This window comes from Microbacterium sp., assembly GCF_047606385.1.
GTDB lineage: Bacteria > Actinomycetota > Actinomycetes > Actinomycetales > Microbacteriaceae > Microbacterium.
Window position 1 is genome coordinate 1 of the sequence record NZ_JASGEL010000076.1, and the last position, 23,483, is coordinate 23,483.

The 23,483-nt window shown below is 72.5% G+C and carries 26 protein-coding genes and 1 pseudogene; 21 read left to right on the forward strand and 6 right to left on the reverse strand.

Annotated features, from left to right (window positions below):
* The 4 genes from QM626_RS07150 to map form a co-directional block, all read right to left on the reverse strand.
* Positions 1-481: precorrin-2 dehydrogenase/sirohydrochlorin ferrochelatase family protein (locus QM626_RS07150; RefSeq protein WP_415075448.1), on the reverse strand; the 481-nt coding region annotated here is incomplete at its 3' end.
* Positions 478-858 (reverse strand): nitrite reductase small subunit NirD, encoded by a 381-nt coding sequence (nirD, locus tag QM626_RS07155; RefSeq protein WP_415075450.1) that lies wholly within the window; start codon positions 856-858, stop codon positions 478-480. The genes nirD and QM626_RS07150, both read right to left, overlap by 4 nt.
* Positions 855-3,428: a nitrite reductase large subunit NirB gene (gene nirB / locus QM626_RS07160; RefSeq protein WP_415075452.1), complete on the reverse strand. Its 2,574-nt coding sequence runs from the start codon at positions 3,426-3,428 to the stop codon at positions 855-857. The genes nirD and nirB overlap by 4 nt, the downstream gene beginning before the upstream one ends.
* 208 nt (positions 3,429-3,636) lie before the next feature.
* Positions 3,637-4,419, reverse strand: coding sequence for a type I methionyl aminopeptidase (map, locus tag QM626_RS07165; RefSeq protein ID WP_415075454.1), 783 nt, complete (start codon positions 4,417-4,419; stop codon positions 3,637-3,639).
* Between the two features lie 139 nt (positions 4,420-4,558).
* On the opposite strand from map, the gene QM626_RS07170 reads away from it, so the two are divergent.
* From QM626_RS07170 to QM626_RS07215, 10 genes are all read left to right on the forward strand, one after another.
* Complete coding sequence (locus tag QM626_RS07170) at positions 4,559-5,038, forward strand: MFS transporter permease (RefSeq protein WP_415075456.1); 480 nt, start codon at positions 4,559-4,561, stop codon at positions 5,036-5,038.
* A 168-nt stretch (positions 5,039-5,206) separates the two neighbouring features.
* The gene (gene rplS, locus QM626_RS07175; protein WP_415075458.1) at positions 5,207-5,554 is read left to right on the forward strand and encodes a 50S ribosomal protein L19; all 348 of its coding nucleotides are present in this window, start codon (positions 5,207-5,209) and stop codon (positions 5,552-5,554) included.
* A 125-nt stretch (positions 5,555-5,679) separates the two neighbouring features.
* Positions 5,680-6,444 (forward strand): signal peptidase I, encoded by a 765-nt coding sequence (gene lepB / locus QM626_RS07180; protein ID WP_415075460.1) that lies wholly within the window; start codon positions 5,680-5,682, stop codon positions 6,442-6,444.
* Positions 6,441-7,100 carry a ribonuclease HII gene (locus QM626_RS07185; protein ID WP_415075462.1) on the forward strand — a complete coding sequence of 220 codons (660 nt, stop codon included), beginning with the start codon at positions 6,441-6,443 and terminating at the stop codon, positions 7,098-7,100. The genes lepB and QM626_RS07185 overlap by 4 nt, the downstream gene beginning before the upstream one ends.
* A gap of 12 nt (positions 7,101-7,112) precedes the next feature.
* Entirely contained in the window at positions 7,113-7,436 is a 324-nt protein-coding gene (locus QM626_RS07190; protein WP_415075464.1) for a DUF2469 family protein, read from the forward strand.
* A gap of 101 nt (positions 7,437-7,537) precedes the next feature.
* Positions 7,538-7,894 carry a YraN family protein gene (locus tag QM626_RS07195; protein ID WP_415075466.1) on the forward strand — a complete coding sequence of 119 codons (357 nt, stop codon included), beginning with the start codon at positions 7,538-7,540 and terminating at the stop codon, positions 7,892-7,894.
* Complete coding sequence (locus QM626_RS07200; RefSeq protein WP_415075468.1) at positions 7,891-9,417, forward strand: YifB family Mg chelatase-like AAA ATPase; 1,527 nt, start codon at positions 7,891-7,893, stop codon at positions 9,415-9,417. The genes QM626_RS07195 and QM626_RS07200 overlap by 4 nt, the downstream gene beginning before the upstream one ends.
* The gene (gene dprA, locus QM626_RS07205) at positions 9,414-10,610 is read left to right on the forward strand and encodes a DNA-processing protein DprA (RefSeq protein WP_415075470.1); all 1,197 of its coding nucleotides are present in this window, start codon (positions 9,414-9,416) and stop codon (positions 10,608-10,610) included. Before QM626_RS07200 ends, dprA begins: the two co-directional genes overlap by 4 nt.
* A 35-nt stretch (positions 10,611-10,645) precedes the next feature.
* Positions 10,646-11,557 carry a tyrosine-type recombinase/integrase gene (locus tag QM626_RS07210; protein WP_415075472.1) on the forward strand — a complete coding sequence of 304 codons (912 nt, stop codon included), beginning with the start codon at positions 10,646-10,648 and terminating at the stop codon, positions 11,555-11,557.
* Between the two features lie 39 nt (positions 11,558-11,596).
* Complete coding sequence (locus QM626_RS07215; RefSeq protein WP_415075474.1) at positions 11,597-12,190, forward strand: DUF3060 domain-containing protein; 594 nt, start codon at positions 11,597-11,599, stop codon at positions 12,188-12,190.
* 68 nt (positions 12,191-12,258) lie between these two features.
* On the opposite strand, the pseudogene QM626_RS07220 reads toward QM626_RS07215, so the two are convergent.
* Positions 12,259-12,678: pseudogene (locus QM626_RS07220) on the reverse strand (murein hydrolase activator EnvC family protein); the annotation flags it as partial.
* 310 nt (positions 12,679-12,988) lie between these two features.
* Between QM626_RS07220 and rpsB the strand changes: the two are divergent.
* The 9 genes from rpsB to QM626_RS07265 all read left to right on the forward strand — a co-directional run bounded on the left by rpsB (position 12,989) and on the right by QM626_RS07265 (position 19,545).
* Complete coding sequence (rpsB, locus tag QM626_RS07225) at positions 12,989-13,900, forward strand: 30S ribosomal protein S2 (protein WP_415075476.1); 912 nt, start codon at positions 12,989-12,991, stop codon at positions 13,898-13,900.
* Between the two features lie 24 nt (positions 13,901-13,924).
* Positions 13,925-14,752, forward strand: a complete 828-nt coding sequence (gene tsf / locus QM626_RS07230) for a translation elongation factor Ts (protein WP_415075478.1) — start codon at positions 13,925-13,927, stop codon at positions 14,750-14,752.
* An 87-nt stretch (positions 14,753-14,839) separates the two neighbouring features.
* A complete protein-coding gene (gene pyrH, locus QM626_RS07235; protein WP_415075480.1) occupies positions 14,840-15,556 on the forward strand; it encodes a UMP kinase in 717 nt (238 codons plus the stop codon).
* 62 nt (positions 15,557-15,618) lie between these two features.
* Positions 15,619-16,173, forward strand: coding sequence for a ribosome recycling factor (gene frr / locus QM626_RS07240; protein ID WP_415075482.1), 555 nt, complete (start codon positions 15,619-15,621; stop codon positions 16,171-16,173).
* Between the two features lie 7 nt (positions 16,174-16,180).
* Positions 16,181-17,182 (forward strand): phosphatidate cytidylyltransferase, encoded by a 1,002-nt coding sequence (locus QM626_RS07245; RefSeq protein WP_415075484.1) that lies wholly within the window; start codon positions 16,181-16,183, stop codon positions 17,180-17,182.
* On the forward strand, positions 17,179-17,784 hold the full coding sequence (locus QM626_RS07250; RefSeq protein WP_415075486.1) for a DivIVA domain-containing protein: 606 nt from the start codon (positions 17,179-17,181) through the stop codon (positions 17,782-17,784). The genes QM626_RS07245 and QM626_RS07250 overlap by 4 nt, the downstream gene beginning before the upstream one ends.
* A 115-nt stretch (positions 17,785-17,899) precedes the next feature.
* Complete coding sequence (locus QM626_RS07255; protein ID WP_415075488.1) at positions 17,900-18,538, forward strand: transglycosylase SLT domain-containing protein; 639 nt, start codon at positions 17,900-17,902, stop codon at positions 18,536-18,538.
* A 9-nt stretch (positions 18,539-18,547) separates the two neighbouring features.
* Positions 18,548-18,835 carry a hypothetical protein gene (locus QM626_RS07260; protein WP_415075490.1) on the forward strand — a complete coding sequence of 96 codons (288 nt, stop codon included), beginning with the start codon at positions 18,548-18,550 and terminating at the stop codon, positions 18,833-18,835.
* Positions 18,835-19,545 carry an alpha/beta hydrolase gene (locus QM626_RS07265; RefSeq protein ID WP_415075492.1) on the forward strand — a complete coding sequence of 237 codons (711 nt, stop codon included), beginning with the start codon at positions 18,835-18,837 and terminating at the stop codon, positions 19,543-19,545. The genes QM626_RS07260 and QM626_RS07265 overlap by 1 nt, the downstream gene beginning before the upstream one ends.
* 12 nt (positions 19,546-19,557) lie before the next feature.
* Here the strand turns inward: QM626_RS07265 and QM626_RS07270 are convergent, their stop codons facing one another.
* Positions 19,558-20,610, reverse strand: coding sequence for an AI-2E family transporter (locus QM626_RS07270; protein WP_415075494.1), 1,053 nt, complete (start codon positions 20,608-20,610; stop codon positions 19,558-19,560).
* A gap of 150 nt (positions 20,611-20,760) precedes the next feature.
* On the opposite strand from QM626_RS07270, the gene QM626_RS07275 reads away from it, so the two are divergent.
* The gene (locus tag QM626_RS07275; protein WP_415075496.1) at positions 20,761-22,566 is read left to right on the forward strand and encodes a glycosyl transferase; all 1,806 of its coding nucleotides are present in this window, start codon (positions 20,761-20,763) and stop codon (positions 22,564-22,566) included.
* Positions 22,563-23,480, forward strand: coding sequence for a tetratricopeptide repeat protein (locus QM626_RS07280; protein WP_415075498.1), 918 nt, complete (start codon positions 22,563-22,565; stop codon positions 23,478-23,480). Before QM626_RS07275 ends, QM626_RS07280 begins: the two co-directional genes overlap by 4 nt.
* The last annotated feature ends 3 nt before the right edge of the window (positions 23,481-23,483 follow it).

The window sequence follows — 23,483 nt, forward strand, 5'->3', positions numbered from 1 at the left end:
CGGCGGCGCGCCGGCGGCGCAGCGGCAGCCGTCCCTCGTGCAGCAGCCCGGCGACCGCGTCTCGCACCCGGGCCGACCGGCGCGGGTCGGCACCGGCATCGGAGACGACGCCCACGATCACGTCGTCGGCACGGGTCTCCGCGGCCAGGCGCGCGGAGCCGTGCGTCGCCGTGGACGTGTTCACGCAGAAGACGTGCGCCGCATCGCACCACGCCGCCACGGCGCCGTCCACGGCGGGGTCGCCGGTGGCGGTGTGCACGAGCCAGGCCTCTTCGAGGTCGGACCGACGCACGGCACGCGGCGTCCAGGCCAGGCCGTGCCGGGCGATCAGCTCGCGCACCGGCGCGGACACCTCGGGGGCGACGATGCGGCAGGCGGCGCCGTCCGCGAGGAACCGGCGCAGGCGCCGGGCGGTGACCGAGCCCCCGCCGACGAGGAGCACGTCGCGTCCCGCGAGCGAGACGCCCAGCATCGTGGTCATGCGCGACCTCCGGTCTTCACGTAGACACCACCATCCTGCACGGCCACCGCCCACGTGCGCAGCTGTTCCGGGGCGCCGCCCTGCGTGTCCAGGCAGATCCCCGTGCGCAGGTCGAACACCTGCTTGTACATCGGGGACGCCACCGTCGGGACCTCGCCCCGGCTGCCGACGATGCCGCGCGAGATCACGTGCGCACCGCTGTACGGATCGCGGTTGGACACGGCGTGGACGCGGCCGCCGTGGATGACGAACAGCGCCAGCTGCTCGTCACCCACGAGGGCGGCACGGCCGCGTTCGACCTCCAGGTCGGCGAGGTCGCAGACGCGCACCCACACCTCGGGTCGTGGGGACGGGGATGCCGGCGGTGGGGGCGTCATCGACGCACCTCCAGGGTGGTGCCGGCGATCAGGACGGACTCCGACGCCCGCTCGGCCGCCGTGGCGGGGCGCGGCTGGCCGCGCTCGGCCGTGTAGGCCAGCGACGGGTCGGGCGTCGCCGGCGCGTTGACGAAAGAGGCGAACCGCCGCAGCTTCTCGGGGTCGGCGAGGGTAGCCGCCCACTCGTCCTCGTACGAGTCGATGTGACGGGCCATCGCGGCGTCCAGGTCGGCGCAGATGCCGAGGCCGTCCTCGAAGATCACCCGCCGCAGCTGGTCGATCCCGCCCTCCAGCTCCTCGAGCCACGGCGCGGTGCGCTGCAGCCGGTCGGCGGTGAAAATGTAGTACATCATGAAGCGGTCGACGGCCTGCAGCAGCGCGCCGTCGTCGAGCCCCTCGGCCAGCAGCACCGCGTGCCGCGGCGTGAACCCGCCGTTGCCGCCGACGTAGAGGTTCCAGCCGGCCTCGGTCGCGATCACGCCGATGTCCTTGCCGCGCGCCTCGGCGCACTCGCGCGCGCAGCCCGAGACGCCGAGCTTGAGCTTGTGGGGCGAGCGCAGCCCGCGGTAGCGCAGCTCGAGCCGGACGGCCATGCCGACCGCGTCCTGCACCCCGTACCGGCACCAGGTGGATCCCACGCACGACTTCACGGTCCGCAACGACTTGCCGTACGCCTGACCGGATTCGAAGCCGGCGTCGACCAGGCGCCGCCAGATCGCGGGGAGCTGCTCCAGACGGGCGCCGAACATGTCGATGCGCTGTCCGCCGGTGATCTTGGTGTACAGCCCGAAGTCCTTCGCGACCTGGCCGATCGCGAGCAGCCCCTCGGGGGTGACCTCGCCGCCCGGGATGCGGGGGACCACCGAGTAGCTCCCGTCCTTCTGCAGGTTTGCCATGACGTGGTCGTTCGTGTCCTGCAGCGTCGCGTTCTCGCCGGCCAGCACGTGCTCGCCGACGAGGGTCGACAGGATGCTGGCGAGCACCGGCTTGCAGATGTCGCAGCCGCGACCGCGGCCGAAACGCTCGATCACGGCGCTGAAGCCGCGCAGCCCGGAGACCCGTACCGCGTCGAACAGCTCGCGCCGCGACAGGTCGAAGTGCTCGCAGAGCGCGTTGCTGACGGACTGGCCGGCACGGGCCAGCTCGGTCGTGACGATCTTCTTCACGCTCGTCAGGCACGAGCCGCACGCGGACCCGGCTCGGGTGCACGCCTTCACCGCCGCGACGTCGGCGCAGCCCTCGTCGTGCACCGCGGCGCGGATCGTTCCCGCGGTGACGCTGTTGCAGGAGCACACCAGGGCGGCGTCCGGCAGCTCCCCGCTCGGCGCCTCGGTCCCACCCTCCGGCAGCAGGTAGGCGGCAGGGTCCGCGCCCAGCGCACCGCCGAGCAGCGGACGCAGGGCGCCGTACGCGGACGCGTCGCCGACGAGGATGCCGCCGAGGAGCGTCGTCGCGTCGTCGGAGAGCACGAGCTTCTTGTAGACGCCGGCCACCGGGTCGGCGTACACGACGTCCAGCGCGCCGGGCGTCGCGGCGAAGGCGTCCCCGAAGCTGGCGACGTCCACGCCGGACAGCTTGAGCTTGGTGGACAGGTCGTAGCCCGGGAAGGATCCCTCGCCGCCGAGCAGCCGGCTCGCGGCGACCTCGGCCATCGCATAACCGGGCGCGACCAGGCCCACGCAGGCCCCCTCGAAGCTCGCGACCTCGCCCACCGCGAGGATGTGCGGGTCGGACGTGCGGCAGTGCTCGTCGATCACGACGCCGCCGCGGGGGTGGCATTCGAGCTCGGCGCGCCGGGCCAGCTCGTCGCGGGGGCGCACGCCCACCGTGAACACGATGACATCGGCGGCGGCCCAGCTGCCGTCTGCGAACTCCAGACCGCGCACCGCGCCCGAGCGGTCCGCGTCGACCCGTGTGGTGATGGACTCGGTCCGCACCGCGATCCCGCGCGCCTCGATCAGGCGGCGCAGCGCCGCGCCGCCGGGGGGATCCAGCTGCGCCGACATCAGGCGGTCGCCGGACTGCACGACGGTGCAGTCCACGTCCATGCCCTGCAGCGCTCCGGCGGCCTCCAGCCCGAGCAGGCCGCCGCCCACGACCACACCGGACAGTCGCCGGCCGAGCGCCGCGGAGCGCGAGCGGACGAACGTGCGCAGTCCCGCGACGTCCACCAGCGTGCGGTAGACGAAGCAGCCGGTGTGGTCGAAGCCCTCCAGCGCGAGCCGCGCCGCGTACGAGCCGGTCGCCAGCACGAGGTCGTCGTAGCCGATCCGATCGCCGGCCGCCGTCCGGATCTCACGACGGGTGCGGTCGATGCGGCTGACCGTCTCGCCGCGCAGGAAGCGCACGCGCGGATCGGCGAGCACGGCGGCGTCCAGCGCCAGGTCCTCGTCGGTCGCGCCGGCGAAGAACGAGGTCAGCGCGACGCGGTCGTAGGGCGCGTGCGGCTCCTCGCCGACCACCGTGACCCGCCACGCGTCGTCGGCGCGGCTGAGCAGGCTCTCCACGAACCGGTGCGCGACCATGCCGGCGCCGGCGACCACGATGTGTCGCGGGGCGGGGCGGAGCATGCCGTCACGGTATTCCGGCGACGTTGCGCCGCGGTCAGCGGGACGTTTCCGGGAGTTCACGGCAGGCTGGGTCACGACGTCTCCTGATCGGCGGGGCTCGATACCCGACACGCTAGGAGCGCGGTGTTTCGCCGTTCCGCGACGCAGGGTTACCCGCAGCGAACGTTTCTCTCACACCGCCGTCCGCGCCGATGTGAGACGCGGCGTCTCAGTCGACGCCGAGGAAGGAGCGGTCGGTGAGCACGATCGGGCCCTCGGCGGTGATCGCGATGGTGTGCTCGGAATGGGAGCCGCGCGAGCCGTCCACGCTGCGGAGCGTCCAGCCGTCGGGGTCGGTGACCAGCTCGTCGGTCGTGGCCAGCAGCCACGGCTCGATCGCGATCACGAGGCCGGGACGCAGCGGGTAGCCGCGTCCCGGCTTGCCGTCGTTCGGGATGTGGGGGTCGCCGTGCATGACGTGCCCGACCCCGTGCCCGCCGAAGTCGGTGTTGATGGCGTAGCCGCCGGCGTGGGAGACGCCGGCGATCGCCGCGGAGATATCGCCGATGCGGTGATCGGTGGTGGCCGCCGCGATCGCGGCCGCCAGCGCGCGCTGCGTCGTGTCGATCAGACGAAGGTCCTCGTCGCGGGGCGTTCCCACCACGAACGAGACGGCGGAGTCGGCGACCCAGCCGTCGATCGAGACCGCGAAGTCGAGCGAGACGAGGTCGCCGTCGCGCAGCACGTAGTCGTGCGGCAGCCCGTGCAGCACGGCGTCGTTCACCGAGGTGCAGATGACCTTGCCGAACGGGCTCGCGCCGAACGACGGGTGATAGTCGATGTAGCAGGACTGGGCGCCGGCGGCGCGGATCATCTCGTGCGCGTGCCGGTCGATGTCCAGCAGGTTCGTGCCCACCTTCGTCTGGTCGCGCAGGGTCGTGAGCACCTCGGCGACGAACCGGCCTGCCGGCCGCATCTGCTCGATCTCGGCCGGGGTGCGCAGTTCGATCATGGTGCTCCTTCTCTCAGGTCCATTCTCGCGGATCCGACGGGGTCGGCGTCACCCGTGCGATTCGGCGTCACCTGTGCGGATCCGGTGAGAAGCGCAGGGAACGGCCGCCGCGGGCCGCCCGCCGCGTACGATCGGCCCCATGTGGATCCGACGGGCGTTCTTCGCGTGGCTGTTCCCGGCCGCCGTGGTCCTGCCGCTCTGGCTGTACCTGGCGTGGATCTTCTCCGGGGCCGGCGGCTGGGCCTTCCTCTGGGTGATGTTCGCAGCCCCCGCGGTCTTCGTGCTCCAGCTGCTGCTGGCCCTCGTCGTGCGGGTGCGGCAGGACGTTCGCGAGCAGCGTGCGCTCGCCTGGGCGGACGTCGCCGGCTTCGGGCTCTGGCACGTGCTGACGATCGGCCTCGGCTTCTATGCGCAGCCGTGGTGGGCGGCGGTGTGGGCGCTGGCGGTCGTCGTGGGCGTGGGGCTGTGCTGGTTCGAGGGACGCCGGGCGTGGCGCCGGATCCGCGGGGGAGACGTCGTGCAGCGCACGGACGAGGGCGTGGCCTACATCCCCGCGCCGCATCCGCGCACCCCGCCGGACGCCGCGCACCCCGTCATCGTCGTCGAGGAGAGCCGCTGACCGGTTTGGTCCGCCGGTCCGCCCGTGGCAGAATGGTTGTTTGTGCCCCGGCCAGGTTCTGCCACAGGGGAATCCGTCGGACGCGTCGCGTGACCGGCGCCGGGCGCTCCCATCCGTGAAACACACCGTCCCGCCGCCGACCTGTGGCGGTTGCAGAGAGATACGACCATGCAGATCCTCGACGCCCTCGATGCGGCCTCGCTCCGCTCCGACATCCCGGTCTTCGGCCCCGGCGACACCGTCAAGGTGCACGTCAACATCACGGAGGGCAACCGCTCCCGCATCCAGGTCTTCCAGGGCGTCGTGCTCGGCCGCTCCGGCGACGGCGTGCGCGAGACCTTCACCGTCCGCAAGATCAGCTTCCAGGTGGGCGTGGAGCGCACCTTCCCGGTGCACTCGCCGGTGATCGACCACATCGAGGTCGTCACCCGCGGCGACGTGCGTCGCGCGAAGCTGTACTACCTGCGCAGCCTCCGCGGCAAGAAGGCGAAGATCAAGGAGAAGCGCGACAGCTGACGCTTCCGAGAAGGGGCCCCAGGCGCGAGCCGGGGTCCCTTTTTCTGTGCGCGGCGCATGGCGCGGACCGTGTCGTGTGCGACGCTAGAGGGCGCGGCTCACCGCCGCCGTACGAAGGAAACCGCATGAGCATCGACGACGCGCCGGCCACCCCTGAGACGTCCCAGGAGCAGGCACCGGCCCGCCGCCGGCGAGGCACCCTGAGGTTCCTGCGGGACGTCCTGATCATCGTCGTCATCGCGATCGTCGTGTCGTTCGCGGTGAAGACGTTCCTGGTGCGCTCGTTCTACATCCCCTCCGCGTCCATGGAGGACACGCTGATGGTCCAGGACCGGATCCTGGTGGACGAGCTCACCCCGCGGTTCAGCGGGTACGAGCGCGGCGACGTCGTGGTGTTCACCGACCCCGGCGGGTGGCTCGACGAGACCACGACGACCACGACGCCGAACGCGCTGCAGGCGGCCGGCGACTGGATGCTCTCGCTGGTCGGGCTGTCCACCTCCGACAGCGACGACCACCTGATCAAACGGATCATCGGCCTGCCCGGCGATCATGTCGCCTGCTGCAACACGCTCGGTCAGATCACCGTGAACGGCGTCGCGATCGACGAGACCTCGTATCTGCTGCTGCCGGAGTCCGGGGCCGCCGCATCCGCGATCGCCTTCGACGTGACCGTCCCCGACGGGGAGCTGTGGGTGCTCGGCGACAACCGCTACAGCTCCAAGGACTCGCGCTACAACCAGGATCAGCCCGGCGGCGGCTTCGTCCCGATCTCGAACGTGGTGGGGCGCGCGTTCCTGATCACCTGGCCGTTCGACCGGTTCGGCCTCATCGACTTCCATCACGACGTCTTCGCGTCCGTCCCCGACCCGGAGGACGACTCGGGATGACGGTGACGCTGCCGACCCTGCGCTGGGAGCGCCAGCTCCTGCGCGCGCATCCTCTCGTGATCGCCTGCGACGAGGTCGGACGCGGCGCCCTGGCGGGGCCGGTCGCGGTGGGCGCGGCCGTGGTGTCGGCCGCGCATGCCCGTCGGCGGATCCCGGAGGGCCTGCGCGACTCGAAGCTCGTGCCGGAACGTCGGCGCGGCGACGTCGCGACCCGCGCGGCGGCATGGGCGGATGCGTCCGCGGTGGGCTGGGCCAGCGCCGCGGAGGTGGACGCCGAGGGCATCATCCGTGCGCTGGGGCTGGCGGCGCACCGTGCGCTGGCGTCGCTGCGCGCGCAGGGCGTCGACCTGGCGGCGGGCGTGGTCGTCCTCGACGGCAACCACGACTACATCTCCCCGGTCGCGGCGGTGGGCGCCCCGGTGATGCCCCGGATCAAGGCGGACCGCGACTGCGCGAGCGCGGCCGCGGCGTCCGTCGTGGCCAAGGTGGCCCGCGACGCGTACATGGTCGCCCTGCACGACGAGTGCCCGCCGTACGCCTGGGAGCGCAACAAGGGGTACGCGAGCGAGACGCACCGCACCGCGATCGCGGCCCACGGGCTCAGCGTCCACCACCGCGCCTCGTGGGCGATCGCGGGCGCCCCGACCCTGTTCTAGTCTGGAGAGACCATGGATGACGACGTCTTCGAGGACTACGACCGCGAGCTCGAGCTGGCCCTGTACAAGGAGTACCGCGACGTCGTGTCGCAGTTCCAGTACGTCATCGAGACCGAACGGCGCTTCTACCTGGCCAACGAGGTCAACGTCGTGCGCCGGGACACCGAGCACGACTTCTACTTCGAGATCTCGATGACCGACGTCTGGGTGTGGGACATCTACCGCGCCGACCGCTTCGTGAAGTCGGTGCGTGTGCTCACGTTCAAGGACGTCAACGTGGAGGAGCTCTCGCGCCGCGACTTCCAGCTGCCCGAGGAGCTCTCGCTCGACGGCTGACCGGCTCGTCCGTTCCTCCCCAGCCCCCTGCGGCGCCGGCCGTGTCCACCGATCCGTGAGAGGCGCCGCGCGCCGGGGCGGCGGCGATGGACGCTGTCGGCATGGCGGACAAGGACGAGCTGGGCCGGCGCGGTGAGGAGTTCGCGAGCGCGCACCTGCGACGGCACGGGTGGACGATCCTCGCCCGCAACTGGCGGGGCACGCACGGCGAGCTCGACATCGTCGCGCGCGAGGGCGCCGAGATCGTCGTCGTCGAGGTCAAGACGCGCGCCAGCGAGCTGTTCGGGCACCCGCTGGAGGCCATCGACGCCCGGAAGCTCTCGCGGCTGTGGCGGCTGGGCGCGCAGTGGTGCCGCGAGCACCCGGACGAGTCGTGCGGCGCGCGGCTGCGGGTGGACGCGGTCGCGCTGATCGGCCGCGGCGCGTTCACGCTCGAGCATCTGCGGGACCTCCGATGAGCGTGGCGCGCACCTGGGCGGTGGCGCTGGCGGGCATCGACGGGGCCATGGTCGAGGTCGAGGCGGACCTCAGCGCGCAGCAGCCCGAGTTCCGGATCATCGGGCTGGGCGATCGCGCCCTGAGCGAGGCGGTGCAGCGCGTGGGGAACGCCTGCGCGAACGTGGGGATGCCGCTGCCGCGCCGCCGCCTGACGATCAACCTGTCCCCGGCGAACCTGCCGAAGCACGGCACCGCGTTCGATCTCGCCGTCGCCGTCGCGGCGATCGCCACCGCGGGGGAGCTGAGCCTCGCCTCGCTGGCCCGCACCGTGCACCTCGGCGAGCTCGGCCTCGACGGCCGGCTGCGCCCGGTCCCGGGGATCCTGCCCTCGGTGCTCGCGGCCGCGCGCGCCGGCGCGGAACGGGTGATCGTGCCGCACGCCAACCTGCCGGAGGCGCGGCTCGTGCCGGGAATCGAGGCGATCGGCGCCGTCAGCCTCGCGGAGGTGGCCCGGCTGCACGGCGCCGAGGTCGAGATCCCCGACCTGCCGCCGGTCGAGCACAGCGAGCCGCCCGCGACCGCGCCGCCGCTGCTGGACCTGGCCGACGTCGTGGGACAGGCCGACGCCGTCGACGCCCTGATCACCGCCGCTGCCGGCGGCCACCATCTGCTCATGTCCGGGCCGCCCGGCGCGGGCAAGACCATGCTCGCGCACCGCCTTCCCGGCATCCTGCCCGAGCTGGACGACGCCGCCGCGCTGGCCGTGGCCGGCGTCCGCTCGCTGTCCGGCGCGCGGGTCGTCTCGCTCAGCCGTGTCCCGCCGATCGAGGCGCCGCATCACAGCGCGAGCATGGTCGCGCTCGTCGGCGGCGGGTCACGCGTCCTGCGTCCGGGGGCGATCGCCCGCGCGAGCGAGGGGGTGCTCTTCCTCGACGAGGCGGGGGAGTTCCCGGGATCCGTGCTCGACTCGCTGCGGCAGCCGCTCGAACGCGGCTGGATCGACATCCATCGCGCCGGGGTCAGCGCCCGGTTCCCGGCGCGGTTCCAGCTGGTGCTGGCCACGAACCCGTGCCCGTGCGGCAACTACGGCGTGCGCGGCGCGGAGTGCGCGTGCCCGCCGATGGCGATCCGGCGCTACCTGGGCCGGCTCTCCGGGCCGCTGCGCGACCGGATCGACATCGAGCTGACCCTGCGCCGGGTCGCTCACGCGCCCGGCCGGTCCCGCGGCGACCGGACCTCCTCGGCGACCGCACGCGCGCGCGTGCAGGACGCCCGCGAGCGTGCCGCGCATCGGCTGCGCGGCACCTCCTGGCAGCGCAACGCCGAGGTGCCCGGGGCCTGGCTGCGTGACGGCCCGCTGGCCCCCGCGTCCGAGGTGCGCCGACCGCTGGACCTCGCGCTGGAACGGGGGAGCCTCACGCTGCGCGGCTACGACCGGGTGCTCCGCCTCGCCTGGACGCTGGCCGACCTCGGCGGCCGCGGCCGGCCCGACCTGCACGACGTCGGACGCGCGCTGTTCCTGAAGAAGGGGATCGAGGCATGACACCGCCGCCGCTGGGCGCGCTGTTCGCGCACGCCGGGCTCGCCGTCGCCCCCGATGCCGACGACCCCGCCGCCTGCCGCGCGGCGCGGGTGGTGTGGTCGGGCCTGACCGAGCCGGGCGACGGCATCGCCGGCGCGCTTCTGCAGGGCTGCGACCCGGTCACCGCGTACGAGCTGATCCTGACCTCGGACGCCGTGCGACATGCCGCCGAGGTCGCCGAGTGCCGCGTCGACGACATGCGCAAGGCCCGCGCCCGCTGGATGCCGCGAGCGGACGTGGGCCTGCTCGCCGACGCCCTGGCCGCGGCACGGCGTGCGGGCGCGCGGCTTCTCACCCCGGAGGACCGCGTCTGGCCCCGCCGTGTCGACGATCTCGGGGTGCATGCGCCGCTGTGCCTCTGGGCGCGTGGCGACCCGACGCTGCTCGAGGCGCCCGCGGGAGCGATCGCCCTGGTCGGCGCTCGCGCCGCGACCGCGTACGGCGAGCACGTCGCCGGCGAGCTCGCCGCCGGCGTCGTCGCGGACGGCGGGGTGATCGTCTCCGGCGCCGCGTACGGCGTGGACGCCGCGGCCCACCGCGCGGCGCTCGGCGCGGCCGGCACGACCGTGGCGTTCCTCGCGGGCGGCTGCGACCGGCTGTACCCCGGCGGCAACGCCCGGCTGCTGGAACGGATCATCGCCGCCGGCGTCGTCGTGGCCGAGTCCCCGTGCGGCACCGCGCCCACCCGGTGGCGGTTCCTCGCGCGAAACCGGCTCATCGCCGCGGCCTCGGACGCGACGATCGTCGTCGAGGCGGGCGCCCGCAGCGGTGCCCTGAACACCGCGCATCACGCCGCGACCCTCGGCCGGCCCGTCGGCGCGGTCCCGGGTCCGGTCACCAGCGCGACCTCGATCGGCACGCACCGGCTGCTGCGCGAGGAGGACGCGACGTGCGTGACGAGCTCGGACGAGGTGCTCGAGCTCATCGGGCGGGTCGCCGCGCCCGTGCTCGAGCTCGGAGAGACGACCGGCGACCGGCAGCGGGTGCGTGACGCGATGAGCGTCCGAGCGTTCCGCGACGCCGCGACGATCGCGGCGCGCAGCGGGATGGCGACGGCCGACGTCGAGGCGCACCTCGGCGCGATGCTGCTCGAATCCGCCGTGGAGTCCGATCCGGCGGGCTGGCGGCTGACGCGGTCCGCGCGGCGAGGCTGACGCTCCGCCGCGGATGCACGCGGCATCCTGAACACATGCTGCTCGCGGACGCGGTGGAACGATGGTGCACACACCTGGCACAGGTGCGACGGCTCTCTCCGGCCACCGTTCGCGCCTACCGCTCCGACCTGGCGGATCTCGGCCACGCCGTGGGCGAGGAGACGCCGCTCACGCGCATCGACCTCGAGGAGCTGCGGGAGTGGCTCTGGCGCGCCACCACCCGCGGCGACAGCCGCGCGACCCTGGCCCGCCGCACCGCGTCGGTGCGCGGGTTCTTCGCCTGGGCGCAGGAGGCAGGGATCGTCGCCGTCGACCCCGCCCTGCGCCTCGTCGCCCCGAGACGCGGTCGCACGCTGCCCGCGGTCGGGACGGTCCCCGCGATCGACGGCGTGCTCCGTGCCGCTGCGGAGCGGGCGTCCGGCGGCGATGCGGTCGCCCTGCGCGATCTGGCGATCCTGGAGACCCTGTACGGCGCCGCGGTGCGCGTGTCCGAGCTGTGCGGCCTGCGGCCCGGTGACGTCGACCTCGATCGGCGGACGCTGCGCGTGGTCGGCAAGGGGGACAAGGAGCGGGTCGTCCCGTTCGGGGGCGCCGCGGCACGCGCGCTGCTGGACTACCTCGAACGCGGCCGGCCGGTCCTGCTCGCCCGCGGGGGCCTCGCGGCCGCGCAGGCACCGGTGTTCCTGGGTGCCCGAGGCGGTCGGCTCGGTCCGCGCGCCGTCTACGACCTCGTCGCACGGACCCTCGGGCCCGCGGTGGGGCGGACGGCGGTCGGTCCGCACGCGCTGCGCCATTCCGCGGCGACCCACCTGCTGGACGGGGGAGCGGACCTCCGCGCCGTGCAGGAGCTGCTGGGCCATGCCAGCCTCGGCACGACGCAGATCTACACCCACGTCTCCGGTGAACGGCTCGCCGCAGTGTATCGCCAGGCGCATCCCCGTGCCTGACGGTCGCGTCCGCCGACGCGGCGACGTACGGTGGGCGCTATGAGCATCCGTCGTCCCGGGTCGGTCGCCGCCGCCGTCGCGGCCGGCGCGCTCACCGCCGTCGTCCTGGCCGGATGCGCGGCGGCGTTCACGCCGCGTGCGACGGTGCTGCCCACCGCTTCCGCCTCGTCGTCCTCGTCCGCCTCCGCGTCCGCCTCCGCGTCGGCCTCCTCCGGCGCGACGACGAAGACGTCGCCGACGCCGGCGGCGGCGCAGGACTGCGACGGGCAGGCGACGACGGTCTCCGGGGACGGGACGACCGTGACCGTGACCGGCAGCTGCCCCTCGTTGACGATCTCCGGCACCGACATGACAGTCGACCTCGGCGATGCCGACGTCGAGGTGCTCTCCGTCGGCGGCGATCGCGACACCGTCGTGGCAGCCGGGCTGACGAGCCTCGCGATCGCCGGTCAGGACAACGCGCTGACGGCCGACTCGATCGGCTCGCTCACCCTCAACGGCGACCGGAACGAGGTCTCCGCCGCTGGCGCGATCGGTGCCGTCGCCGTCTCCGGGAACGACAACGACGTCACCGGCGCCACGCTGGGCGCGGTGTCCGACTCCGGCCAGCGGAACTCGGTGACGACCGGCTGAACCGGGTCGCAGCACGGCAGCAGGACCGACAGCGGCACGGCGCCGAGCAGCAGCAGCGGATTCACGTACTCGCCGTCGTGACGAGCCCCGAGGTGCAGCGTGCCGGCGGGGGCGTGCCCGCCCCCGGACACCGTGCCGACCAGCTCGCCCCGCGTGACGGCGTCGCCCGCCGCCAGGCCCGTGGTCACCGGCTCCAGCGTGCTCACCCAGCCGCCGCCGTGGTCGATCGTGAGCACGTCGCGACCGGCGACCGCGCCCGCGAAGGCGACCACGCCGTCATCCGGCGCGCGGACCGTGCCGTCCGGGTCGGCGAGGTCGACGCCGCGGTGGCCGGCGCCGTACGGATGCGCGGGCTGCCGATACGGCTCGACGACCTGTCGCGCGGTGACCGGCCAGCTCCACGACGGGAGGTCGTCGGGCGTCACCGCGGTCGCCGGCGGGGCGGCGACGGGGAGCAGGAGCATCAGCAGGAGCGCGAGTCGGAGCATGCGCCCAGCCTCGGCCGATCCGCGGCCCGGATCGGCCAGGGCGGCCAGGCTGTGGACGGAGGTCCGTGCCGTGCCGCCTGGGGAGGAGCGGACGATGCCGTCCTGCTAGACTTGCGGTGCACCCCGTTCTGCGGGGTGACTACGCGTGCCCAGAGCACGGCAGCATCCCTCGTCGCGAGGGAGCCGTGCGGCATCACACACCCACCGGTCCCGAGCTCGGAGTCCCGAGCCGGGCGGGTGTGCGCCGGGCACCAGGTTCGCCACCCGACCGGGTGCGCGAAGACAACCGCAACAGAACAGGAGAACGGCCATGGCCGTCGTCACCATTCGCCAGCTGCTCGACAGCGGCGTGCACTTCGGACACCAGACCCGCCGGTGGAACCCGAAGGTCAAGCGCTTCATCCTCACCGAGCGCAGCGGCATCCACATCATCGACCTGCAGCAGTCGCTCTCGTACATCGACAAGGCGTACGAGTTCGTCAAGGAGACCGTCGCCCACGGCGGCAGCGTGCTGTTCGTCGGCACCAAGAAGCAGGCGCAGGAGGTCATCGCCGAGCAGGCGACCCGCGTCGGCCAGCCCTACGTCAACCAGCGCTGGCTCGGCGGCCTCCTCACCAACTTCTCCACCGTCAGCAAGCGCCTGGCCCGCATGAAGGAGCTGGAGGAGCTCGACTTCGACAACCCGGCCGAGAGCGGCTTCACGAAGAAGGAGCTGCTGCTGAAGAAGCGGGAGCTCGACAAGCTGCACAAGTCGCTGGGCGGCATCCGCAACCTCACCAAGACGCCGTCGGCGATCTGGGTCGTCGACGCCAAGCGCGAGCACCTCGCGGTCAACGAGGCGACCAAGCTCGGCATCCCGGTGATCGGCATCCTCGACACCAACGCCGACCCCGACGAGTTCCAGTTCCCGATCCCCGGCAACGACGACGCGATCCGTTCGGTGTCGCTGCTCACGCGCATCATCGCCGACGCCGCCGCCGAGGGGCTGATCCAGCGCCACCAGCCCGCGGACGAGGCCGAGGCGGCCGAGCCGCTGGCCGAGTGGGAGCGCGAGCTGCTCGAGCAGGGCGCCCCGGTCGTGACCGAGGAGGCCGAGGTCGCGGTGGCCGCCACCGAGACGGCCGCCGACGCCGCCGGGGCCGCCGCCCACGACGAGGCCATCGCGGATGCCGCCGGCGTCACGACCGAAGAGGTCGCTGACGCCGAGGCCGCCGACAAGTAATCCAGACATAAGGAGCTGCCACACATGGCGAACTTCACCATCGCTGACATCAAGGCGCTGCGCGAGCAGCTCGGCACCGGCATGGTCGACACGAAGAAGGCCCTCGAAGAGGCCGACGGCGACGTCGAGAAGGCGGTCGAGATCCTGCGCCTGAAGGGCGCGAAGGGCAACGCCAAGCGCGCGGACCGTTCCACCAGCGAGGGACTCGTGGTCGCTCGCGAGCGGGGCGGCGCCGTCACGCTGCTCGAGCTGGCGTGCGAGACCGACTTCGTCGCGAAGAACGAGCGCTTCATCGCGCTGGCCGACAAGGTCGCCGACGCCGCTGCCGCGGCGGGCGCCGACTCGGCCGAAGCGGCCCTCGCCGCGCCCGCCGGCGACCAGACCGTCGCGCAGCTGATCTCGGACGAGGCGGCGATCATCGGCGAGAAGGTGGAGCTGCGCCGCGTGCGCACGCTGACCGGCGACGCGTTCGAGGTGTACCTGCACCGCACCAGCAAGGACCTGCCCCCGCAGATCGGCGTGGTCGTGGCCTACACCGGCTCGGACGCCGAGACCGCGCGCTCCATCGCGCAGCACATCTCGTTCGCGAACCCCTCGTACCTCAGCCGCGACGACGTGCCCGAGGCCGACGTCGAGAAGGAGCGCGAGATCGTCACCGAGATCTCCCGCAACGAGGGCAAGCCGGAGGCGGCGCTGCCCAAGATCGTCGAGGGCCGGGTGAACGCCTACTTCAAGCAGGTCGCGCTGCTGGACCAGGACTACGCGAAGGACAACAAGCTCTCCGTCGCCAAGGTCGCCTCGGACGCCGGTATCACGATCACCGACTTCGCGCGGTTCAAGGTCGGCGCCTAGCACCGGACCGGGAGGCCCGCATCGCGTGTCGGTGCGGGCCTTTCGCATGCCGTAGGTTGGGGAGGACGCGAGAGGGAGCCGCACGTGATGGATGAGTCCACGGGACGCCGCAGGGTGCTCTTGAAGCTGTCGGGGGAGGCGTTCGGGGGTGGCGCGCTGGGCGTGAACCCCGACGTGGTCAGCCAGATCGCGCGCGAGATCGCGGCGGCCGTCGACGAGGTCGAGATCTCGGTGGTCGTCGGCGGCGGCAACTTCTTCCGCGGCGCGGAGCTCAGCCAGCGCGGCATGGACCGCGGCCGGGCCGACTACATGGGGATGCTCGGCACCGTCATGAACGCGCTCGCGCTGCAGGACTTCCTCGAGCAGGCGGGCGCCGCCACCCGGGTGCAGTCGGCGATCGAGATGACGCAGGTCGCCGAGCCGTACATCCCGCGGCGGGCGCAGCGCCACATGGAGAAGGGCCGGATCGTGATCTTCGGCGCCGGCGCCGGCCTGCCCTACTTCTCGACGGACACCGTCGCCGCGCAGCGCGCGCTCGAGGTCGGCGCGGACGAGGTCCTCGTCGCCAAGAACGGGGTGGACGGCGTCTACACCGCCGACCCGAAGCACGACGCCACCGCCACCAGGATCGACCGGCTGACATATGCGGACGCGCTCGTGCGCGGCCTGAAGGTCGTCGATGCGACGGCGTTCAGCCTGTGCATGGACAACGGCATCGACATGCGCGTGTTCGGCATGGAGCCGGCCGGCAACGTGACCCGCGCGCTGCGCGGCGAGGCCATCGGCACCCTCGTCACGGTGTGACGCGTCGGCGGCAGGGGCGCGCCGACTAGACTGCATTCGAGCCGCAAGCGAGGAGAGTGACTGTGATCGCCGATGTGCTGAGCGACGCCGCCGGACGCATGGATCGGGCCGTGGAGGCCGCGAAGGACGACTTCGCCACCGTGCGCACCGGCCGCGCCAACCCCCAGCTGTTCCAGAAGATCCACGTGGACTACTACGGGACGCCGACGCCGCTGGCGCAGCTGGCCTCGCTGAACAACCCGGAGGCGCGCACGCTGATCGTCACGCCGTACGACAAGTCGGCGTTGAAGGCGATCGAGGACGCGATCCGCAACACGCCGAACCTGGGCGCCAACCCCACCAACGACGGCAACATCGTGCGGGTGACGCTGCCCGAGCTGACCGAGGAGCGCCGCAAGGAGTTCGTCAAGCTCGTGCGCAGCAAGGGCGAGGACGCGAAGGTCCACGTGCGCGGCATCCGCCGCAAGGCCAAGGACGACCTCGACGCGCTCAAGAGCGACGTCGGCGAGGACGACCTGGTCCGCGGCGAGAAGGAGCTGGATGCGCTGACGCGTGCCCACGTCGACGAGATCGACGAGGCCCTCAAGCGCAAAGAGGCAGAACTGCTCGAGGTCTGAGCAGCTCATGAGCGAGGCCCCATCGGGCTCCGAGCCCGGCGCACCGGATGACGATCCGGCGCTGTCCGCATCGTTCCACGAGCAGATGCGGGCCCGGCGCACGGATTTCGAGAACCAGGTGGCGCACGCGCGGGCGGAGTTCGATCAGGCCAACGAGCGCATCAAGGCCCGGACCGGGCGCGATCTGCTGCTGGCGATCGTGATCGGGTTGGCCATCGGCGCGGTGGTCTTCGTCTCGCTCGTGTTCTTCGCCTGGCCGTTCATGGTCTTCGCGACCGCCGCCGCCCTGCTCGGCCAGTTCGAGCTGATCCGTGCGCTGCAGGCGGCCGGTCGCCGGCTCGACGTCGTCCCGCTGCTCCTGGCCGGCGTCGCGATCATGCTCGCCGCCTGGTTCCTCGGCGCCGCGCTGCACTGGGTCGTGCTGTTCGCGGGGCTCGCCTTCGTGGTCGTGTGGCGTCTGATCGCGCAGATGTCGGCGCGGGACGGGCGACGTTACGGCGCCGTCCTGGACGACGTCCTCGTCTCCGGCTTCGTGCTCGCGTATGTGCCGTTCCTCGCGTCGCTCGCCCTCATCCTGCTGCGTCAGGACCATGGGGCGTGGTGGGTCATGGCGTTCCTCATCATCGCCATCGCGGCGGACACGGGCGCCTACGCGACCGGGCTGCTGCTGGGGCGTCACCCGATGGCCCCCAAGATCAGCCCGAAGAAGACCTGGGAGGGCTTCGCGGGCGCCGCGGTGTTCGCCGTGGTCGCCGGCGTCCTGCTGGCCTGGCTCATGCTCGGGCTGCCCTGGTGGACCGGCGTCATCCTCGGCATCGCGATCCTGGGGTCGGCGACCGCGGGCGACCTCGGGGAGTCGATGCTCAAGCGCGACCTCGGCATCAAGGACATGAGCTCCTGGCTGCCCGGGCACGGCGGCGTCCTCGACCGGCTCGACTCCATCCTCCCGTCGGCGGCGGTCGCGCTCGCCCTCTCGTTCCTTCTGAGCCCCCTGGCGGTGACGGCATGACCACGATCGACGACGACCCGGACGCGCTGGTCGCGGCGACCTCGGACGAGGTCGAGAAGCAGGCGCGGTTCGCCACGGTCGCGCGCGGCCGCGGCTACGACCCCGCCGCGGTCGACGAGTTCCTGGCGCGTGCGCGGGCGTCCTTCGAGGACGAGGACGCCGAGTGGGCGCTCACCGCGCAGGGGATCCGCGACGCCTCGTTCCCGCTGGTGCGCCACGGCTACGCCGTCGCACCGGTCGACGCCGCGCTCGGGCGGATCGAGGACGCCTTCGCCGCCCGGGAACGCGCCGTGGCGCTGGGGGAGATCGGCGCCGGCGCCTGGGTGGCCCAGCAGCGGGACCGGGCGCAGGAGGTCCTCGACCGGCTGACCCGGCCGTCGCGCCACCGCTTCACCCGCGAGGGCGTCCTCCGGTACGGCTACCGGATCGAGGAGGTCGACCTGGTCGCCGACAAGATCGCCGGATACCTCTCGGACGGCGAGAAGGTCACGGTCGAGCAGGTGCGGTCGGTGGCCTTCCGGATGCAGCGCGGCGGATACCGGGAGTCGCAGGTCGACGCGGTGCTGGACGCGGTGACCGAGATCATGCTCGCGGTGGATTGACGCCTTCGGATGACTTCTTCAGCGATCCATCGGTATCATCGGACCTATTGTGACTTCCGCTGACGATCGATCGACCGCCGCAGTGAGCCCACGGACCCGTCGTGAGGCGCGCATGATGCAGCGTCGGAAGCCGGCTGCGCAGCCGCAGCGCTGGTCACGTCGGCGCGGTGTGGCGGGGCTGTTCGCCACCGTCGCCGCGGCGGGTCTCGCGGCCGCCTACATCGGCCCGACGGGTCTCGCGATGGCGCAGACCGGCACCGATGACGCCGTGAGCGTGACGGCGTACTCGGGCATGGTCGCCGACGCCCAGTCGTTCACCGTGGCCGCCGACGCGGAGCAGGTGACCGATCTCGGCCGCGACAGCTATTCCGCCTACGAGACGCCGAAGCCGGTCGAGACGACCTCGTCGAGCAGCAGCAGCAGCAGCAGTAGCAGCAGCAGCAGTTCGTCCACATCGGTGCTGTACTACACCGGCGGCGGGACGGCATCCGAATGGATGGCCGAGGCGGGCATCGCGGAGAGCGACTGGGGTTACGTCGACTACATCATCAGCCGCGAGAGCGGGTGGAACCCGAACGCCACGAACTCGTCGTCGGGGGCGTGCGGCCTCGCGCAGGCCCTGCCGTGCAGCAAGGTCCCCGGCAACGGCTACGACCCGGTCGACAACCTGGTGTGGGCCAGCAGCTACGCGGTCGGCCGATACGGCAGCTGGGCCGGTGCGTACACCTTCTGGGTGAGCAACCACTGGTGGTGAGCGCGCGTCATGGCACGCTCGCGCCGTCGGCGCCCTGACGCGCGCGCCGCGGACGCCGGGTTCGACCGGCTGCTGGCGGGCTGGAAGCGCACCGAGACGCGCCGCGGGGTGAGCTGGACGGTGCAGCCCGTCTCCGCCGGACGCGCGGAGAAGGCCTATGTGTGCCCCGGCTGCGGCGGCACGATCGACCCCGGGACCGCCCATCTGGTGGCCTGGCGGGCCGACGGCGTCCTCGGCGACGCCGCGGACCTCGCCGACCGCCGGCACTGGCACTCCCACTGCTGGAAGGTGGCGTGATGGAGATCCGCGGAGCGACCGTGCTGCCCGGACGGCGCGAGGACGTCGAGCTGCGCACCGCCGACGGCCTGACGCTCGTCGGCGAGCTCGCGCTGCCGGCCGACCGCGACCCGGTCGCGACGCTGGTGACGCTGCATCCGCTGCCGACGCACGGCGGCTTCATGGACTCCCATATCCTCCGCAAGGCGGCGGCACGGCTCCCGGCGCTGGCGGACCTCGCCGTGCTGCGCTTCAACACCCGGGGCACGACGAGCCCGCGGGGCACGAGCGAGGGCCGGTTCGACGGCGGCGCGGGCGAGAAGGACGACGTGGCGGCGGCCATGGCTCTCGTGCACGAGCGCGGTCTGCCCCGGCCGTGGCTGGTCGGCTGGTCGTTCGGCTCCGAGCTCGCGGTGAAGTACGGGCTCGACCATGACATCGTCGGCGCGATCCTGCTGTCCCCGCCGCTGCATCGCGCCACGGCGGACGAGGTGGCCGCCTGGGCCGGCGATCCGCGCCGCCTGATCGTCGTGGTGCCGGAGCTCGACGACTACCTGCGGCCCGCGGAGGCCGCGGAGCGCTTCGCGAGCGTGCCCGAGGCGACGCTGATCCCGGTCGAGGGCGGAAAGCACCTCTGGGTGGGGGAGACGCAGACCCGCCGCGTGCTGGCGGAGATCGTCCGGGCCGTCAACCCCGCCGCGCTGCCGCTGCCGGAGGAATGGGCGGACTGAGCGGCGGTCTGGTCAGCGTTCGTTCTGACGCGGGATGACCACCTGCCGGTAGAGGATCAGGATGCTCGCCGCCACCGGGATCGCCACGAGCGCGCCCAGCAGGCCCAGCAACGACCCGCCCGCGAGAGCCGCGATCACGACCACCGCGCCGGGCACGGACACCGCGCGGTTCATGATGCGCGGCGAGACGACGTACGCCTCGACCTGCATGTAGACGATGTAGTAGATCGCCGCGGTCAGCGCCGTCGCCGGGGACCCCAGTCCCGGGATGAGACAGGTCAGCACGATGATCGTGGAGCCGATGAGGGTGCCCACCAGCGGGATGAGCGAGAAGAAGAACGCGATCACGGCGAGCACGGCCGGGAACGGCGCCTGGATGATGGTCAGGAATATCGCGCTGAGGATGCCGTTGATCAGCCCGAGGCCGACCTGGCCCATGACGTAGTAGCCGACCGAGTCGGTGATCTGCTCGGACAGGTCGATGAAGCGCTCGCGGCGGGACGCGGGCACCAGGCTGTAGACGGCGGACTTGAGCGACGGCGTCGAGACGGTGAAGTAGATCGTGAGCACGAGCACGATGAACACGCCGCTGATGCCGGACAGGAGGGATGCGCTGAAGGCGAGCACGCCTTCGCCGATCGATCCGAAGTCCAGGGACTGCAACCAGTCCTGCACGTAGCCGAAGGCCTCTTCGACGTCCAGGTTCGGGAAGGTCGTCTCCAGCCAGCTCAGCAGATCTGTCTGCCAGGTGCCGTCCTCGACGATGTCGGCGATGGCCGAGACGAGCTGGCTGATCTGGTCGACGATGATGGGCACGACCGTCATCACGATGCCGCCGAACACGGCGAGCACGATGAGGAGGGTCACGAGCACCGCCATCCAGCGCCGCAGGTGCCGCCGCTCGAAGAAGCGCACCACCGGGTCGAGCCCGAGGGAGAGGAACAGCGCGGTGCCGACGTACAGGAGCACCGTCGACAGCGTCGAGATGCTGTTGAGGAGCATGATGCCGAGGCCGACCCCCAGGGTCGCGACGAACGCGACGCGGAACGGATTGTGCAGTTTCATCGGACTCCTCGGCATACGTCGGTCTGGTCAGGATACGTGCGGCCGCGCACGCGACACGGTATCCGCCCCTCTCGGAGCACGCTCAGCCGGTTGTCGCTAGGCTGGAACGTCGGATCGGACCTTCCCGGGGTCCGCAGGGAGGATGGATACGTGCGTTTCGTGTGGGCGGTTGCGGCCTTCTTCCTGGCCGCGATCCTGATCGGGACCGGTATCGCGCAGCGCACCGTGTTCCACGGCGCCGACAGCGACACGGCGGCCGTCGCCACCGGCACCGCACCCTACCTCCTCATCGACGGCACGGTGATGTCGATGATGACCGGCACGCAGACGCTCGACGTGTCCGGCGACGACGGCGTCGTGGTCGCATACGGCCGCACCGGCGACCTCACCGCCTGGCTCTCCGACCAGGAGTACACGAGCGCGACGGTCGACGACGCCGGCGCCATCGCGACCACGACCGTCGAACCCGAGGCCGACGCCGCCCAGGCCGCCGATCCGACCGACACGGACCAGGCGGAGACGGATGCCACGACGGCGCGCTCGCCGCAGGACTCGGATCTGTGGCTCGGCGAGTACGACGACCCGACGAGCGTGCAGACGACGCTGCAGATCCCGGCCGGCATGAGCGTGCTCGTCGCCTCCGACGGCTCCGCGCCCGCACCCGACTCGGTGACGATCAGCTGGCCCCGCGCGAACGCCACGCCGTGGGCCGGTCCGCTGATCGTCCTGGGCGGGCTCTTCCTCGTCGCCGGCATCGCCCTCTACGTGCTCGGCATCCGTCACGCGCGCCGTTCGCGCGGCCCGCGCCGGAAGGCGCCGCCGCCGCTGGAGGCCACACAGCCGATCGACATCGCCGTGGAGTCGGCCGACAAGGGCGTGATCGCGGCCACCCCCGCTCGACGCGGGCTCGGCCGCCGCCGGCTGATCGCGGCGCCGCTCGCGCTCGTCGTGCCGCTCGTGTTCACCGGATGCTCGGCCGACGCGTGGCCGCAGTTCGCGTCGTCGCCGGATGCCACGACCTCGACGTCCGCCGTGGACGCGGGCGATCAGCAGCAGCCGGCGGTGACGCAGGCCCAGGCGCAGCAGATCGTGCAGCGCATCTCGGACACGGTCGCGCAGGCGGATGCGAACCTCGATGCCGACCTGGCGGCGACCCGGCTCGGCGGCGCGGCCCTGGCGGCGCGCCAGACCAACTACACCCTGCGGTCGTCGATCTCCGACTACACGGCGCTGGCCGCCATCCCGGCCGGCGATCTCCAGATCGTGCTGCCGCAGGCCTACGACGACTGGCCCCGGACGGTGCTGGCCGTCGCCGACACCGACACCACGTCGACCATGATGATGCTGACGCAGGACGACCCGTGGTCGAACTACAAGCTCGTGTACGTCGGCGACCTCGGCGGCTCGACCGAGCTTCCGGCGCTGGCGCCGGTCTACATCGGCGCGGCCCAGGTCCCGCCGGACTCGACCTTCCTCGCCATCACGCCGGACTCGCTGGCCGCCGCCTACGCCGACGTGCTCACCAACGGCGCGAACAGCACGTATGCCGCGCTGTTCGACGAGGACACGGACACGTTCAGCGCGCAGGTCGCCGCGGACCGGCAGACCCGGCTGGACGAGTTCAACAGCACCGCCTCCAGCACCGGCAGCATGACCTTCGGCGCCGAGGCCGGCAGCGAGACGCCGCTCGCCCTCGCGACCCTCGCCAGCGGCGCGATCGTCGCCGTCACGGTGAACGAGACCGACACGGTCACGCCGCTCGACTCCGACGTCGTGATCAAGTTCGACGACAACCCGACGGTGAAGGCGCTCACCGGCGCCTCCGAGTCGCAGACGGGCGTCACCACGACCTTCGTCGACCAGCTGTTCTTCTACGTGCCCGCACAGGGCTCCACCGACAAGATCCGCATGCTCGGCTATTCCTCGAGCATCCTGTCCGCGAAGGTGATCTCATGACCGACGCCACTGGCGGTGCCGTCCTGCGCGGCGCCGTCGACCTCTCCGCGCTTCGCAACCGTCCGCAGGCCGCCGCGCCGGCGCAGGCGCCCGGCTCGCTCCCGCTCGTGTTCGACGCCACCGACGAGAGCTTCCCGCAGGTGCTCGAGCTCTCGCGCCGTGTGCCGGTGGTCGTCGACCTGTGGGCCGAGTGGTGCGGCCCCTGCCGGCAGCTGAGCCCGGTGCTCGAGAAGGTCGTGACCGAGCTGGCCGGCCGGCTGGTGCTGGCCAAGGTCGACGTCGATGCGAACCCGCAGCTCCAGCAGGCGTTCCGGGCGCAGTCGATCCCCATGGTGGTGGCGCTCGTGGCGGGGCAACCGGTGCCGCTGTTCACCGGCGCCGTCCCGGAGCAGCAGGTGCGCGAGGTGTTCGCGCAGCTGCTGCAGGTCGCGGCGCAGAACGGCGTGACCGGCACGGTGGGCGAGGCGGATGCCGACGCCGATGCGGAGGCCGAGCCCGAGCTCCCGCCGCTGCACGCGGAGGCGTACGCCGCGATCGAGGCCGGCGATTACGACCGGGCGATCGCCGCGTATCGCAGTGCGCTGGCGGAGAACCCGCGGGACGAGGAGGCGAAGGCCGGTCTCGGCCAGGTCACCCTGCTCGCGCGGGTGGCGGAACTCGACCCGGTCGCGGCGCGCGCCGCGGCGGCGGAGGCGCCGCTCGACCCGCAGGCGCAGTTCGCGGTGGCCGACCTCGACGTGTCCGGCGGCCACGTCGACGACGCGTTCGACCGGCTCCTCGACCTGTTCCAGGCGCTGCCGACGGATGAGCGGGCGCCGGTGCGCGAGCGTCTTCTCGAGCTGTTCGGCCTCGTCGGCGACGCCGATCCACGGGTCGTCCGCGCCCGCGGCCGGCTCGCCTCGCTGCTGTTCTGACCG

Excerpts from the sequence above, each read along its gene's own strand:
- QM626_RS07200 (WP_415075468.1), top strand. The coding sequence starts at position 7,891 with ATGAGCGTGGCGCGCACCTGGGCGGTGGCGCTGGCGGGCATCGACGGG.
- QM626_RS07195 (WP_415075466.1), top strand. The coding sequence starts at position 7,538 with ATGGCGGACAAGGACGAGCTGGGCCGGCGCGGTGAGGAGTTCGCGAGC.
- dprA (WP_415075470.1), top strand. The coding sequence starts at position 9,414 with ATGACACCGCCGCCGCTGGGCGCGCTGTTCGCGCACGCCGGGCTCGCC.
- map (WP_415075454.1), bottom strand. The coding sequence starts at position 4,419 with ATGATCGAACTGCGCACCCCGGCCGAGATCGAGCAGATGCGGCCGGCA.
- QM626_RS07185 (WP_415075462.1), top strand. The coding sequence starts at position 6,441 with ATGACGGTGACGCTGCCGACCCTGCGCTGGGAGCGCCAGCTCCTGCGC.
- QM626_RS07280 (WP_415075498.1), top strand. The coding sequence starts at position 22,563 with ATGACCGACGCCACTGGCGGTGCCGTCCTGCGCGGCGCCGTCGACCTC.
- QM626_RS07245 (WP_415075484.1), top strand. The coding sequence starts at position 16,181 with ATGAGCGAGGCCCCATCGGGCTCCGAGCCCGGCGCACCGGATGACGAT.
- rpsB (WP_415075476.1), top strand. The coding sequence starts at position 12,989 with ATGGCCGTCGTCACCATTCGCCAGCTGCTCGACAGCGGCGTGCACTTC.
- QM626_RS07190 (WP_415075464.1), top strand. The coding sequence starts at position 7,113 with ATGGATGACGACGTCTTCGAGGACTACGACCGCGAGCTCGAGCTGGCC.
- tsf (WP_415075478.1), top strand. The coding sequence starts at position 13,925 with ATGGCGAACTTCACCATCGCTGACATCAAGGCGCTGCGCGAGCAGCTC.
- QM626_RS07255 (WP_415075488.1), top strand. The coding sequence starts at position 17,900 with ATGCAGCGTCGGAAGCCGGCTGCGCAGCCGCAGCGCTGGTCACGTCGG.
- nirD (WP_415075450.1), bottom strand. The coding sequence starts at position 858 with ATGACGCCCCCACCGCCGGCATCCCCGTCCCCACGACCCGAGGTGTGG.
- QM626_RS07250 (WP_415075486.1), top strand. The coding sequence starts at position 17,179 with ATGACCACGATCGACGACGACCCGGACGCGCTGGTCGCGGCGACCTCG.
- QM626_RS07210 (WP_415075472.1), top strand. The coding sequence starts at position 10,646 with ATGCTGCTCGCGGACGCGGTGGAACGATGGTGCACACACCTGGCACAG.
- lepB (WP_415075460.1), top strand. The coding sequence starts at position 5,680 with ATGAGCATCGACGACGCGCCGGCCACCCCTGAGACGTCCCAGGAGCAG.
- QM626_RS07265 (WP_415075492.1), top strand. The coding sequence starts at position 18,835 with ATGGAGATCCGCGGAGCGACCGTGCTGCCCGGACGGCGCGAGGACGTC.
- QM626_RS07215 (WP_415075474.1), top strand. The coding sequence starts at position 11,597 with ATGAGCATCCGTCGTCCCGGGTCGGTCGCCGCCGCCGTCGCGGCCGGC.
- QM626_RS07170 (WP_415075456.1), top strand. The coding sequence starts at position 4,559 with ATGTGGATCCGACGGGCGTTCTTCGCGTGGCTGTTCCCGGCCGCCGTG.
- rplS (WP_415075458.1), top strand. The coding sequence starts at position 5,207 with ATGCAGATCCTCGACGCCCTCGATGCGGCCTCGCTCCGCTCCGACATC.
- nirB (WP_415075452.1), bottom strand. The coding sequence starts at position 3,428 with ATGCTCCGCCCCGCCCCGCGACACATCGTGGTCGCCGGCGCCGGCATG.
- pyrH (WP_415075480.1), top strand. The coding sequence starts at position 14,840 with ATGGATGAGTCCACGGGACGCCGCAGGGTGCTCTTGAAGCTGTCGGGG.
- QM626_RS07270 (WP_415075494.1), bottom strand. The coding sequence starts at position 20,610 with ATGAAACTGCACAATCCGTTCCGCGTCGCGTTCGTCGCGACCCTGGGG.
- QM626_RS07260 (WP_415075490.1), top strand. The coding sequence starts at position 18,548 with ATGGCACGCTCGCGCCGTCGGCGCCCTGACGCGCGCGCCGCGGACGCC.